This is a genomic window from Pantoea sp. Cy-639 (genome assembly GCF_011752525.1).
Taxonomy (GTDB): Bacteria; Pseudomonadota; Gammaproteobacteria; order Pseudomonadales; family Pseudomonadaceae; genus Aquipseudomonas.
This window is the reverse complement of the sequence record NZ_VWXI01000009.1, coordinates 122,191-135,845: the sequence shown is the minus strand read 5'-3', so window position 1 is coordinate 135,845 and position 13,655 is coordinate 122,191. Positions and strand designations below refer to the sequence as shown.

Sequence of the window (13,655 nt, the reverse complement as noted above, 5' to 3'; positions counted from 1 at the left end):
TCTTCAGTAGCAATATGCACATTTCACATCGGTGATCCCCAGATGGACTTCAAAGACTATTACAAGATACTCGGCGTCGAACCGAGCGCGGACGAGAAGGCGATCAAGGCCGCGTACCGCAAGCTCGCGCGCAAGTATCACCCCGACGTCAGCAAGGAGCGTGACGCCGAGGACAAATTCAAGGAGGCCAACGAGGCCTACGAAGTGCTTGGCGACAAGGACAAGCGCGCCGAGTACGACGAGATCCGCAAGTACGGCGGCCAGCATGGCCGGCCGTTCCAGGCGCCGCCTGGCTGGGAGTCGCGCGGCGGTGGCGGCGGTGGCTTCGAGGGCGGCGATTTCTCCGACTTTTTCAGCTCGATCTTCGGTGCCCGGGGCGGCAATCCCTTCGGTGGCGGTGGCCGGCAACAACGCAGCGCGGGCAGGCGAGGGCAGGACGTGGAGCTTGAACTGGCGGTGTTCCTCGAGGAAACCCTGAGCAAGGAATCCAAGCAGATCAGTTTCCAGGTGCCGCAGACCAATGCAGCCGGCCAGCGTACCGGCTTCACCACCAAGACCTTGAACGTGAAGATCCCGGCCGGGGTGACCGACGGCGAGCGTATCCGCCTCAAGGGCCAGGGCGCGCCGGGTATCGGCGGTGGCGCCAACGGCGATCTGTTCCTGACCATTCGCATGGCACCGCACCCGCAGTTCGATGTCGAAGGACATGACCTGATCATCACCGTGCCACTGGCACCGTGGGAAGCCGCGCTCGGTGCCAAGGTGGCGGTGCCGACCCTGACCGGCAAGATCAACCTGACCATCCGTCCCGACAGCCAGAGCGGCCAGCGCCTGCGGGTCAAGGGCATGGGCCTGTTGAACAAGCAGGGCGAGCGTGGCGACCTGTACGCCCAGCTCAAGGTGGTGATGCCTGCCCAGTCCGACGCCGCTGCCCGTGAATTGTGGACTCAGCTCTCCGAGAAAGCCGCGTTCAATCCGAGGACTCAATGGAGTAAGTGATCATGAGCAGCACCCTGATCGTTCAACTGGACATGCGTACCCTGTGTCAGGAGGCCGATATCACGGCCGATTGCGTGATCGAGATCGTCGAGCACGGCATTGTTGAACCTTCGGGGCGAACGCCGGAGGAGTGGTTGTTCGACGATCGCGCGCCGGTGACGCTCAAGCGTGCAGTGAAGCTGCACGAGCAGTTGGAGCTGGAGTGGGAAGGGGTGGCGCTGGCGCTGGAGTTGCTGGAAGAAGTGCAGCAGCTGCGCAGCGAGAACAGCATGCTCAGGCAGCGCCTGGGGCGTTTTACCCAGATGTAGCCGCCGCCCTGCAGGAGCGGCTGGCCGGCGCTTATGGCTCGAAGCGCAATGCCCCGTTTCCTGCGCGTCAGCGCAGCCTGAAAGGCTGCGTGATCGCCTACGGTGATTGCGCCAGTCGTCGCTGTCGAATTGGCTGGCGTGCGGATCAGGCCGGCTCGGCCTGCCGCTCGAGCATCGCCTCGCGATAGCGCGCCAGTTCCTCGATGGTCAGTACCGGCAGGTTGTACTGGCGGGCGTACACCGCCACCTGCTCGCCGCGGGCCATGCTGCCGTCGGGATTCATCAGTTCGCACAGCACCGCCGCCGGACGCAGGCCGGCCAGGCGAGCCAGGTCCACCGAGCCTTCGGTGTGGCCGCGACGGGTCAGCACGCCGCCGTCACGGGCGCGCAGCGGGAACACATGGCCGGGGCTGACGATATGGCGCTCCTGCTCGGTGGAGCGCAGCGCGGCTTCGATGGTGGTGATGCGGTCCTGGGCCGACACGCCGGTGCTGACCCCTTCTGCCGCCTCGATGGTGACGGTGAAACCGGTGCCGTGGCGGGCCTGGTTGTTCTGTACCATCGGCGCCAGTTGCAGGGCGTCGACGGTGGCTTCGTCCAGGCACAGGCAGACGATACCGCTGCAATCGCGGATCATCATGGCCATGGTCTGCAGCGAGAGGTTCTCGGCGGCGGCGACGATATCGGCTTCGTCCTCGCGATCGTCGTCGTCGAGCAGCAGTACCGGGCGCCCGGCCTGGAAGGCGGCGATGGCGGCACTGACGTTGGGGAATTGCGGGTGCATTGGGGTGGACATGAAACGCTCCTCGTGAATGATCGATGAACGTCTCGGGGCGAACAAAATGCGCGCGCAGGGGCGCCTGGACGGCCCCTGCCAAACGCCTTCTTTCATCCGGACTATGACCGTCGGCTCTGGAGTCGCACCAGATCTGCTGACCCCCGGCATGGCCGGGGCGCTCGCGGGCTCATCTTTCGATTTACCGCCGGTGGGGACTTTCACCCCGCCCTGAAGACCGGGCAAGCATACCCCAGGGGGGCTGCCCGCTGGCAAGCCCTACGACTTTAGTTGCTGCCAGTCCAGGCCGAACCGTGCTCGACGTGTTGCTGGAAGGCAAGCAGTCCATCGACGGTAGCGTCACCGAGCACCTGCGGGCGCATCTGCAAGGCAGTGGCCTGGAAGTGAGCAGCCTGGGGGGCGCGACATCATCCTGCCGGGCGAGATGAAGACCCTGCTGGCGCAGGTGGTGGAGGCGGAGAAGGCCACCCAGGCCAACGTGATCCGGCGCCGCGAGGAAACCCTGGTGCGGGTGGCCGAGCGCATCGAGCGGATTTCGGTGTTCGGTGGCCTGGATCAGGTATTGAATGGAATGGTCAGCCTCAAGGCGGGTTGACCCTTGGCGACATGACGTGGCGCAACAAGGAACAAAGCAATGAACATACTCGAAGTGGCGGGCGGCAAGCCGATCAAACTGTGGACCGACGGTGTGCCGGTCGAGGACGACGCCCGCAAGCAACTGGTGAACACGGCGAAGATGCCGTTCATCTTCAAGCACCTGGCGGTAATGCCGGACGTGCACCTGGGCAAGGGCTCGACCATCGGCAGTGTGATTCCCACCGTGGGCGCGATCATTCCGGCGGCGGTGGGCGTGGACATCGGTTGCGGCATGATCGCCGCGCGCACCTCGCTGCACGCCCGCGACCTGCCGGACAACCTGCATGGCCTGCGCACGGCCATCGAGAAGGCCGTGCCCCATGGCAAGACCTTCGGCCACCGCGACCAGGGCGCCTGGGACAACGTGCCCAGCCAGGCCGACCAGATGTGGAGCGGACTCGCTGGGCGCTTCAAGGCGATCACCGACAAGTACCCGCGGCTGGAGAAGACCAACAACCGCCAGCACCTGGGAACGCTGGGGGGCGGCAACCACTTCATCGAAGTCTGCCTGGACGAGGCCGACCGCGTCTGGTTCATGCTGCACAGCGGATCGCGCGGCGTGGGTAATGCCATCGGCAACCTGTTCATCGAACTGGCCCAGGCCGACATGCGCCAGCACATGGTCAACCTGCCGGACCGTGACCTGGCGTACTTCGAGCAAGGCAGCCGCCATTTCGCCGACTACGTCGAGGCCGTGGAATGGGCGCAGGATTTCGCCCGGCATAACCGCGAGCTGATGATGCTGGGGGTGGTCGCCGCCACCCGCAAGGTACTGGGAAGGCCGTTCGAGGCCAGCCTCGAAGCGGTCAACTGCCACCATAACTATGTGCAGAAAGAGCAGCATTTCGGTCGCGAGGTATTGGTGACCCGCAAGGGCGCGGTGTCGGCACAGAAGGGCCAGCTGGGCATCATCCCGGGCTCGATGGGTGCCAAGAGTTTCATCGTTCGCGGCTTGGGCAACGAGGAATCGTTCTGCTCGTGCAGCCACGGCGCGGGCCGGGTGATGAGCCGTACCAAGGCCAAGAGCCGCTTCACCGTCGAGGACCAGCAGCGCGCCACCGCCCATGTGGAGTGCCGCAAGGACAAGGACGTGATCGATGAGATCCCGATGGCCTACAAGGACATCGATGCCGTCATGCACGCCCAGCGCGAGCTGGTCGAGGTAGTGCACACCCTGCGTCAGGTGGTGTGCGTGAAAGGCTGACCCCCTGCGCAAGAATCGGGGCCATGAATCAGGAAGAACTGCATCCACTGTTCACTGCCATGCGTGAGCGGGTGTTGGATGAGTTGCAACGTATCGGGCGCGAGCAGGGGCCGCGTGATCAAGTGCTGCATGCCTTCATCGAGGCGGAGCTTGAGCGGGCTGACGGGGCGCAGGAGGTGCCGGTGATGCGTTCCTGCGCGAGGCTGTGTGGCGGTTCTCGATATGAGGTTGGGCCGGCGTTCATGGGGCAACCTGCACCTCTTTGTTTTGGCACGAGCTCTGTAGGCATGCCTGTTGGCTCAGCACGTACTGCAACGACGCCGGCAGCATCGGGCCATGCCCCAGCCCCTCGAAACGCTGGAAGGTCACTTGCAAGCCTTTCACCTTTTCCAGATCGCCGAGCAATCCACGCATCGGGCGTTCCGCGTCACCTGCCACAGGCGCCCGTGGATTCGCCGGCTCGTCCGTGCCACGCATCAGCAACAGGCGCGGCTGGCTGTTGCTCAAGCGCTGCTGCAACCCCGAGGCCTCGCGCTGGATGGCGCCCTCGTTCCACCACAGCGATGGGCTGGCCGCCGCATAGTCGCTGAACATGCCGGGACGGGTGAACAGCGTGTGCAGCACTGCCAATCCGCCATAGGAGTGCCCCCACAGTGTTTGCCGGTGTGGGTCGATGGCGGCGACGCCGGCAACCATCGGGCGCATGCGTTGCTCCAGCAGGTCGAGGAACGCATCGACGCCACCACTGGGCTGGCCGGTCAGGGGATCGCGCTGTTCGGCCAGGCCGGGCACGTTGGGCGTGTAGTCATAGGTGCGGGCACTGCGCTCGATGCGCTGGTCGGTCTGGTAGCCGATGGCGACCAGCACGGGGGCCTGCCCGGCGGCGAGTTGCTCCAGCTGCTGCGGCTGCAAGGCGCTGACGGCGGCGTTGCCGTCGAGCATCCACAGGACCGGATGGCCGGTCGCGGGCGCCGGACGCTTGGGTTCGCCGATCCACAGGCGGTAGTGGCGCTGGCCGTCCTGCGAGTCCAGGTCGAGGTGGCTGAAGTGGTAGGCGAGGTCCTGACGTTGCAGCAGGGTGCTGTCCATCAGTTGCTTGGGCTGCACCTGGGCGAAGGCCATGCTGCTCATCGCCAGGGCCAGGACAAGGGGGAGAAGCTTCATGTCGGTGCTCCTGATCTTTGTCAAACCCATGCAGGCTGCCTGGTTCAGCGGCTGATGACCAGCTGCGTCCGGTCGTCATTCATCCGCAACCCGTAGGTCTGGGCGAGCATGGCCAGGGCCAGGGGCAAGTCATCGACGGGGAAGGTGCCGGAGACGCGCAATGTCTCCACGCCCGGATCACAAGCCATTGGCCTTGTCGTGTAACGCATCATCTCCTGTGCCCACTGCACCAACGGCATGTCGTCCGCCAGCAGCAACCCGTTGCGCCATGCGATCAAGGCTTCGCTGGTCGCCTCGACGGGCCCCAGGCGGTCGTGGCTGAAACGCAGTTGCTGCCCGGCGCGGACGATGGTCTCACGGGGCGCGACTTGAACGGCGCCCTCGTAGACCGCGAGCAGGGTTTCCCCGGGCAATTGGCGCACGCTGAAGCGGGTGCCCAGTGCGTGCAGGGTGCCTTGCTCGGTCTGCACCTTGAAGGGTCTCGTGGGTACCTGTGGGTCGCTGGCGGTGACGATATACAGCTCGCCGCGCTGCAACTGCAGCAGGCGCAGATCCTTCGTGAAACGCACAGCCATGGCCGTGTCGCTGTTGAGCGAGACGCTGCCGCCATCCGCCAGGCGCACGTCCCGGCGCTCGCCCACGGCGGTCTGGTAGTGGCTGTCGGGCGCGCCGCGCCGCCAGGCCCACCAGCCCAGCGGTACGGCGCCGATCAACACCAGCAGCCCCCGCAACACGGTGCGTCGGTCATGGCCCGTTGGGCGTTCCAGGCTGTGCCTGGCCAATGTCGGGGGCAGGGTGCCGAGGCGGTCGAGCAGGCGCTGGGCGCGGTTCCATGCACGTTCGTGTTCCGGATCGGCTTGCCGCCACTGCGCCAGTCGGGCCTGCTGTTCGGTGGTCAGTGGCCCTTCCTGCATCAGCAGCAGCCACGAGGCGGCCTGGGCGAGCACTGGGCGAGCGATCGATGTGTCAGTCATCAGGCATCTGGCTCAGGCAGGTCAGGTAGCCTTCGTGAATGTACTTCTTCACCGTCGGCAGGGCGATGTTCAGGGCCTGGGCGATGTCCTTCTGTTTCATGCCATCGAGGGTCGCCATCAAGAACGCCTGGCGCACGCGTGGGCGCAGGGTATCGAGCACGGTGTCGATCTCGTGCAGGGTCTCGAGGATCACGCTTTGCTGCTCCGGGGAGGGGTGCTCTGGCTCCGGGACCTGCGCCAGCGCTTCGAGCCAGGCCTGCTCGAGTGAATGGCGACGGCGCCAGCTGACCAGCACGCAGTTGGCGATGCGGGTTAGGTAGGCGCGGGGTTGCCGCAGGGTGTCTGGCTGCGTGGCGTCGCGGTTGCTGAGCACGCGCAGGAAGATGTCCTGGGCCAGGTCGTCGGCCACGCCATGCCCCCACGAGCGCAACCGATATGCCAGCCAGCCACGTAACCAGGCATGATTCTCGAGGTACAGCGTCGTGACGGCGCAGGGGGTGGTACGCAGGGGAGGGGTTTCGAAGGCGGTCATGGTGGGCTGAATCGAGGTCGATATTTCGCGAATGAAAACCATTATCACTGGTTTCTTTCGAATCACAAGCACCTGATGAAAATACGAATCGAGTGCATATACCTTTTTCGATCTCGTGCGACAGAAGGGGTAGAAGCCTGCCTCGAGTGGTGGGCGCAAACCCTACGAGCGAGAAAAGCATGCCCACAGCACGTCGGCTTTCCCCTGTTTCGCGCCCCTTGCAGCGCCCGTCACCGATCAGTTTCGCCGTGCGCTGCGCGATGCTCGGCTGCCTGATGGCGGGTGACGCCTCTCTGGCCCAGGCTGCTGGCGCGACGACCAGCGTGGCCACGCGGCTGGACGACGCCACACTGCGCGACTACGACATCGGCCAAGGCCCCTTGGGGACTTCGCTGGGCGTGTTCGCCAACCAGTCCGGCCTGCTGCTGTCCTATGAACCCGAGCTGACCCGGGGGCGCGCGGCGCCCTCGCTCAAAGGTCGCTACACCGTGCTGGAAGGTGCGCGGCGCCTGCTGGCGAACACCGGGCTGCAACTGCTGCCGAGCGCGTCGGGCACCTACATCCTGGCGCCGCAGACCCGCGTATCGTCCACCGCCACCGAGTTGAGCGCGACCGTGGTCGACTCCACCGTGCTGCTCGATCCGCAGCGGGACACCTACCGTGCGCCGCGTTCCACGGTGCACCTGTCACGGGAAGACCTTGACCGTTTCGGCACGGTGTCAGTGGGCGACATGCTCAAGGGCGTGGCGGGCGTGCAGGTGGGCGACAGCCGCAACGGCGGCGCGCTGGACGTCAATATCCGGGGCATCCAGGGGCAGAGCCGGGTGGCCGTGCGGGTCGATGGCTCGGAGCAGGCGCTGGATGTCTATCGCGGTTACGGCGGTACCCAGCAACGCAGCTACATCGACCCGGACCTGCTCAGCAGCGTCACCGTGAACAAAGGCCCCAGCACCCGCTCGGGGGCGATCGGTGGCTCGGTGGAGATGAAGACCCTGGGCGTCGATGACATCCTGGTGGATGGCAAGGACGTGGGCCTGCGCCTGACCGGCAACCTCTGGAACAACGGTGTCGCCCCCGACCATCGCAACAGCCACTCCCGGGACGAGGACCTGAGCGCGGTACCTCGCGACAAGCGCAACGGCCTGTTCGGTTCCAAGGCCGAATCCGGCAGTGCGGCCTTCGCCTACAGCAACGAGCGCCTCGACCTGGTGGCGGCCTACGCGCACCGCAACCAGGGCAACTATTTTTCGGGCAAGCATGGGCAGGACCGCTACCGACTCTACGACCGCGATGGCGACGAGCAGGCCAGCGTGGCCAGTACCTACAACGCCGGCGAGGAAGTGCTCAATTCGTCGTCGCAGACCGACTCCTACTTGCTCAAGAGCACCTGGCGGCTGGCGGACGACCACACCCTGGAGCTGGGCTACCGTCGTTTCGAAGGGCGCATGGGCGAGATCATGCCGTCGGACATCTTCCGTTTCGGCACGGCCGGCATCTATCAATATCCCCAGTCCGAAATCGATATCGACACCTACACCGCCCGCTACCACTATTTGCCCGAAGGCAATCCATGGGTGGACCTGACCAGCAGCCTGTGGATCACTGATTCGAAGACCAGCACACTGAGCGCGGCCTGGATGGCGCCCAAGTCGCAGCTGTTTCGCACCGATCGCAGCTGGTCGCGCCAGGACGACCGGCGCATCGGCGGCGACCTGAACAACGTGTCGCGTTTCACCACCGGCTATGGCGACTTCACGCTCGACCTGGGCGGTGCCTTCCAGCTCGAAGACCTGCAACCGCAGAAAAGTGTGGTCGCCACCCAGCACGACATCAATGCCAACCGCATGCTGCGCGATGCATCGCGCCAGGAGTTCAGCTTCAACGGCAAGCTGGAGTACCAGCCCATCGAGCAGGTGACGCTGTGGGGCGGGGGCCGCTACGCCCACTACCGCACCAAGGACAATACCGTGCTGGCCGAGGCCCGCCGCGAGGAGCGCGAAATGCGCTGGATTACCGCGAGCAGCCCGGGGCACTGGGGCAGCATGATGTGGTTCCCCGACCAGAACGGCCAGTACACCGACGCCACCGACCCGCGCCTGAACAACGGCATCGTCTTCGAGAACAGCAACGAGCCATTCAATGGCGTGCCGTTCAACGAGTCCGGCGCAGTTGATGTGACGGTGTATCCGGAAGGCATTAGCAGCGTGGTCACCGGCTACGATTACACCCCGCAGGGCAAGTCCAGTGGTGGCGGCTTCGCGCCGGCCTTCGGCGTCAACGTCGAATTCCTGCCCGACACCTTCGTCTATGCCTCGTACACCCAGGGCCTGCGCCTGCCTTCGTTGTTCGAGACCAGCCAGGGCACCCAGCAGGTCACCCCGGGCAAGCACCTCGAGCCCGAGCGTTCGCGCAGTTGGGAGGTCGGGGTCAGCGCCTTGCGCAGCAACCTGCTGGCCGCGGGCGACGAGGCGTCGGCGAAGCTGGCGTTCTTCGACAACGACATCAAGCACTACATCACCCGCTACTACGACCCGAGCCCAGGCAAGTGGGGGCAGATGACCTTCAGCAACACCGACCGTTTCCGCACCCGTGGCCTGGAGCTGCAGTCGCACTATGACGCCGGGCGCGTGTTCGCCGACCTGTCGGCCACCTATTACCTGAAGACCGAGACCTGCGACGCGGCCTTCGCCGCCAAGCTGCGCGCCAGCGCCAATCGTTACCAGCCCACCCACAACACCCCGGACTGCACGCCGGGCAGCTACATGGGCTCGTACACCAACACCCAGAACCCGCCGAAGTTCTCGGCCAACCTCACCACCGGCCTGCGCTTCTTCGACGAGGCGCTGACCGTGGGCGGGCGCATGACTTACACCTCCGGCCCCACCGCGCAGATGGACAAACCGTGGCAGACCGGCGCCACCACGCCGCAGATCGACTACCGCACGGTGGCGTTGTTCGACCTGTTCCTCAAGTACAAGGTGCTGGAGCATACCGAGCTGAACCTGTCGGTGCAGAACCTGACGGATCGCTATTACCTGGACCCGCTGGCGCAGAGCTTCATGCCGGCACCGGGGCGGACAGTGCGAATGGGAGTGCAAACGCGGTTCTAGGCCAACCCCGTCCCCGCCGTTAACCGAAAGATCTCCAGCAGGCCCGATGCTGCGCAAGCGTCCGGGTCTGCGGCCCCACCTCTAGAATCCCACGTGTCTTGAGGGGCGCGCTGACACCAATCTTCGCACCTGTCCTATATCGCAAGTCGAAAGAGCCCCTGTTTCGTGAGGATTTTCCCTACTAACTTTCACTACGCATCTACATAGAGTGCTCCGCGGCAACGCTCGGACCGCCTGGATGAACCGCTAGCAGTCAACGGGGCTTCAGGCGCATCCCGATGTTTCAACCGTGTCGCAGCACAACGGTGCCGGGCATTCCCAGTACCTGCTTGCGGGCTGACCACGGTTGTTTCTCCGTTCATGGCTCGGAGCTCGATCGATGAATCTTGTACACGTTGAAGTACTGTGTGCGCTTGATGATCCTTACCTGGTCGGCGAGCACGCCGATCATCTGTTTGATGCCGCGATGCGCGAAATCACGGCTTACCACCAGCAGCACTCACCGGGCTATTCCGAGTGGTTGCGCCAACAGCAGTTCGATCCTTCTGCCTCGAGTATCGAGACTTGGGGGCAGCTGCCGCCGATATTCGCCAACTACCTGAAGAAGCACCTGCTGCTCAGCGAGACAGGGCTGGATGCCCTGGAGCTGACCTCGTCAGGCACTACGGGCCAGAAAAGCCGAATGCGCTATGACGCGCGCAGCCTCGGTGCCGCGCAAGGCATGGTCGACCGGATCTACCGGCGGTATGGCTGGGATACGCCGCAGGTGCCGTGCAACTACCTGATGCTGGGCTACGAGCCCGTCGGGCACAGCGCGCTTGGCACCGCTTATACCGACGATTTCCTGTGCAAGTACGCGCCGGCCAGACAGGTCTTCTATGCCCTGCGTCACAACGGCCGGCAAACAGAGTTCGACCCCTTTGGTGTCATCGAGGCATTGCAGCGGTTCGCGCAGGATGATGCGCCTCTGCGCATCCAGGGCTTCCCGGCGTTCATGTGGTTCGTCCTCGAACGAATGCGTGAAATGAAGATTGCGCCGCTGGAGTTTGCCGCCGAATCGCTGGCCATGTTCGGCGGTGGCTGGAAAACCCATGCCGACCAGCAGATCCCCAAGGCCCAGTTGTATGCGCGGATGAACGAGCAATTGGGCATACCGACCTCGCGCTGCCGCGACGGTTACGGCTCCGTCGAGCACTGCGTGCCCTACGTCGAGTGCGAGAACCACCGCCACCACGTGCCCACCTATTCCCGCGCCTACACCCGCCACACCGGGACGTTCGCCTTGCAGGGTTACGGGCAGCCGGGGCTGATCCAGTTCGTATCGCCGTACATCACCTCCAGCCCCGCCCACAGCATCGTGATGAGTGACCTGGCGGTGCTGCATCGCGGTGACGAGTGTGGCTGCGGCATTGCCACCGACTGGTTCGAGATTCTTGGGCGGGCGGGTACCGGCAAGAGCCGCAGCTGTGCATTGGCCGCCTCTGAACTGATAAGGGAGAACTGATATGTACCTCATTCAAGGGCAGTACCAGGCGGAGCTGACGTTGGACCAGGCACTGCTACGGTTGACGGGCAAACTGGCGCATACGCTGAGCCATCCCTGTGGGATCGACACCGTGCTGGCTTGCGCCGGTCGGTTTGCCGAGAAACTGCTGGACGGAGCGTTCCTGGCTGAGCTCGACCCTGCTTTGCGTGAGCAGCTTCGGGCGTTCTGCCAGCCTGATACTCTGCGCGCCAAGCTGGAAAACGAACTGGGCGTCAATCCATTCTCCCTACGCCGTCGCGATTATCGGGCCCCCCGCTTCGAGAGCTGGCGGCCGCTGGGTCTCATCCTGCATGTCACCCCAGGCAACGCGCCGCTGCTGCCATTCTTTGCCGTGCTGGAAAGCTTGCTGGTGGGCAATGTCAACTGGCTGCGCCCCAGCGTGTGCGACCAGGGCTTGAACACCCGGTTGCTGCAGGCGTTCCTGCAATGCGATCGATCCGGCGAACTGGCCAACCATGTGGCGGTGTTGCCGGTGGCCAAGGCCGAGCTCGCGAGGTTGATGCACTATGCCGATGGTGTTTCGGCCTGGGGGGGAAGCGCGGCATTGAAGGCCATTCGCGACCAACTGCCTGACGGTTGCCTATGGATTCCCTGGGGGCACAAGGTCAGTTTTGCCTGGCTGGTGCCGGAGGTTGTCGATGAGTCTGCGCTCGATGCGCTGGCCGACGAAGTTTGCCGTCTGGACCAGCAGGCATGTTCCAGCCCGCAGGTGGTGTTCGTCGACAGCGACGATGCAGACACGTTGCGCGAGTTGGGTGGGCAACTGGCCGCCGCGATGCAGCGCCGTCATGCGCAGTGGCCTGCGCTGTCGCCCAGTGTGCAGGAAGCCGCGCAGGTCACCACCAAGCTCGCATTGGCCGAGCTGGATCACGCGTTCGCCGATACCAGAGGCCAGGTCTGGAAAGGCCAGGGCTGGCAAATTGTGCTTGAGCAGGCGATGGCACTCGAGCCTTCGCCGCTGTTTCGCACCATCCTGCTACGGCCGCTGCCGCGCCAGGCAGTGATGCACGCCCTGCGTCCTTGGCGCACCCGGTTGCAGACCTGCGGCCTGGTCTGCGCTGCCCACGAATTTGCCCACCTCAGCCAGTTGCTGCTGGCCGCAGGCGTCGACCGGGTCGCGTCAGTGCAGACGATGCACGACGGCTACAGCGGTGAACCTCACGATGGCGTGTATGCCCTGAGCATGTTTGCGCGCCGGGTGTCCGTGAGCCTGGCGCAGGGCAGCTTGCCCCGGCAGGCGACCTTGGACGCCCGTGGTGAGGAACCTGCTGGCATGGAGGGGCAGCCGATCATGAGCCGCAGCGCATTCTTGGACGGTTCGATCAATACGCGCGCCCAGCTGTTCTTCCGCACGGGCGGTACCACGGGAGCACCACAGCTTGCCGGCTATTCCTATCGTGATTATCACCGGCAGATGCAGGCGGCGGCCGACGGGTTGTTTGCCGCTGGCCTGGAGCCTGACAGGGATCGGGTCATCAACCTCCTGTATGGCGGCAATCTGTATGGCGGCCTGCTCAGTTTCTTCACGGTCCTGGACAAGCTGGGAGCCCGGCACTATCCGATGGCCGGACCCCAAGATGACGATTACCACGAGATAGCCCAGCTCATCGTCTCTGAACGTATCGACACTGTGATCGGCATGCCGACCACGGTGCATCAACTGTTCTTGCGCGAGGCCGCAACGTTGCGTGCCTATGGCGGGATCCGCAAGGTACTGCTGGGCGGTGAACACCTTGCTCCGGCACAGCACTCGTTCATCCAGGGCTTTGGCGTCGAGGCCATCCGTTCCGCGCTCTATGGCTCCGTCGATGCCGGCCCCCTGGGCTACACCTGCGCATCCAGCCCGGATGGGGTCTTCCACCTGATGGGCGATACCCAATGGCTGGAGATCGTCGACCCTGAGCGCGATGAGCCGGTTGCCCCGGGTGAGGCGGGGCGCCTGCTGTTCACCTCGAAGGCCCGGGAAGGGCAGGGCGTCACCCGCTACGACATCGGCGACTTGGGGCGCTGGGTGAGTGGCCAGTGCCCATGCGGCGTGGCGGAGCCACGGTTCGAGCTGTTGGGACGTCATGGTGCGCGGGTGCGCATTGGTTCGCTGTTCATCCAGCCACAAGAACTGGCCGCGTTGGCCGGGGCCCCGGTGCAACTGCACCTGGAGCACAACCCGGAAAATGGCATTGAGCGTATTCGCCTGTTGGCGGAGGCAGAGCCCGACGTGGTCAGGGCCAGGGTGTGTGTCGATGCCGAGTTGAACAAGGCTTTGACGCTTGGGCTGCTGGAGCTGGAGGTGTACCAACGGGCGCAACAGCACTTCGAGAACCATCCGCGGACTGGGAAGACGCCGTTGCTCATCGACAAACGCACTGAGCCACGGTGCCTGTAGAGG

Annotated in this window: 10 protein-coding genes, 1 pseudogene and 1 riboswitch; of the genes and pseudogenes, 7 read left to right on the top strand and 4 right to left on the bottom strand. The window is 64.6% G+C overall.

Annotation, left to right across the window (positions count from 1 at the left end):
* Positions 1-42: 42 nt before the first annotated feature.
* Together cbpA and F3J43_RS13270 are read left to right on the top strand one after the other, a co-directional pair.
* Entirely contained in the window at positions 43-999 is a 957-nt protein-coding gene (gene cbpA / locus F3J43_RS13275; RefSeq protein WP_166886835.1) for a curved DNA-binding protein, read from the top strand.
* A gap of 2 nt (positions 1,000-1,001) precedes the next feature.
* Positions 1,002-1,307 carry a chaperone modulator CbpM gene (locus tag F3J43_RS13270; RefSeq protein WP_166886832.1) on the top strand — a complete coding sequence of 102 codons (306 nt, stop codon included), beginning with the start codon at positions 1,002-1,004 and terminating at the stop codon, positions 1,305-1,307.
* 145 nt (positions 1,308-1,452) lie between these two features.
* On the opposite strand, the gene ribB is transcribed toward F3J43_RS13270, so the two are convergent.
* Positions 1,453-2,103 carry a 3,4-dihydroxy-2-butanone-4-phosphate synthase gene (gene ribB, locus F3J43_RS13265; RefSeq protein ID WP_166886830.1) on the bottom strand — a complete coding sequence of 217 codons (651 nt, stop codon included), beginning with the start codon at positions 2,101-2,103 and terminating at the stop codon, positions 1,453-1,455.
* Positions 2,104-2,183: 80 nt separating this feature from the next.
* A riboswitch (FMN riboswitch) is annotated at positions 2,184-2,325 on the bottom strand.
* Between the two features lie 62 nt (positions 2,326-2,387).
* Here ribB and F3J43_RS24090 point away from each other — a divergent pair.
* Positions 2,388-2,698: pseudogene (locus F3J43_RS24090) on the top strand (SPFH domain-containing protein); the annotation flags it as partial.
* Positions 2,699-2,737: 39 nt separating this feature from the next.
* Positions 2,738-3,943, top strand: a complete 1,206-nt coding sequence (locus tag F3J43_RS13255; RefSeq protein ID WP_166886827.1) for an RtcB family protein — start codon at positions 2,738-2,740, stop codon at positions 3,941-3,943.
* Positions 3,944-4,183: 240 nt separating this feature from the next.
* Here the strand turns inward: F3J43_RS13255 and F3J43_RS13245 are convergent, their stop codons facing one another.
* From F3J43_RS13245 to F3J43_RS13235, 3 genes are read right to left on the bottom strand one after another with little or no spacing between them, the layout of a single operon-like run.
* Positions 4,184-5,107, bottom strand: a complete 924-nt coding sequence (locus F3J43_RS13245; RefSeq protein ID WP_166886824.1) for an alpha/beta hydrolase — start codon at positions 5,105-5,107, stop codon at positions 4,184-4,186.
* Positions 5,108-5,151: 44 nt separating this feature from the next.
* Entirely contained in the window at positions 5,152-6,081 is a 930-nt protein-coding gene (locus F3J43_RS13240; protein ID WP_166886821.1) for a FecR domain-containing protein, read from the bottom strand.
* Positions 6,074-6,613: a sigma-70 family RNA polymerase sigma factor gene (locus tag F3J43_RS13235; protein ID WP_166886818.1), complete on the bottom strand. Its 540-nt coding sequence runs from the start codon at positions 6,611-6,613 to the stop codon at positions 6,074-6,076. The genes F3J43_RS13240 and F3J43_RS13235 overlap by 8 nt, the downstream gene beginning before the upstream one ends.
* 179 nt (positions 6,614-6,792) lie before the next feature.
* Here F3J43_RS13235 and F3J43_RS13230 point away from each other — a divergent pair, with 179 nt between their 5' ends.
* The 3 genes from F3J43_RS13230 (at position 6,793) to F3J43_RS13220 (ending at position 13,652) form a co-directional block, all read left to right on the top strand.
* Entirely contained in the window at positions 6,793-9,723 is a 2,931-nt protein-coding gene (locus F3J43_RS13230; RefSeq protein ID WP_205297838.1) for a TonB-dependent receptor, read from the top strand.
* Between the two features lie 379 nt (positions 9,724-10,102).
* A complete protein-coding gene (locus tag F3J43_RS13225) occupies positions 10,103-11,227 on the top strand; it encodes a LuxE/PaaK family acyltransferase (protein ID WP_166886811.1) in 1,125 nt (374 codons plus the stop codon).
* Position 11,228: 1 nt separating this feature from the next.
* Positions 11,229-13,652, top strand: a complete 2,424-nt coding sequence (locus F3J43_RS13220) for an acyl-CoA reductase (RefSeq protein ID WP_166886808.1) — start codon at positions 11,229-11,231, stop codon at positions 13,650-13,652.
* The last annotated feature ends 3 nt before the right edge of the window (positions 13,653-13,655 follow it).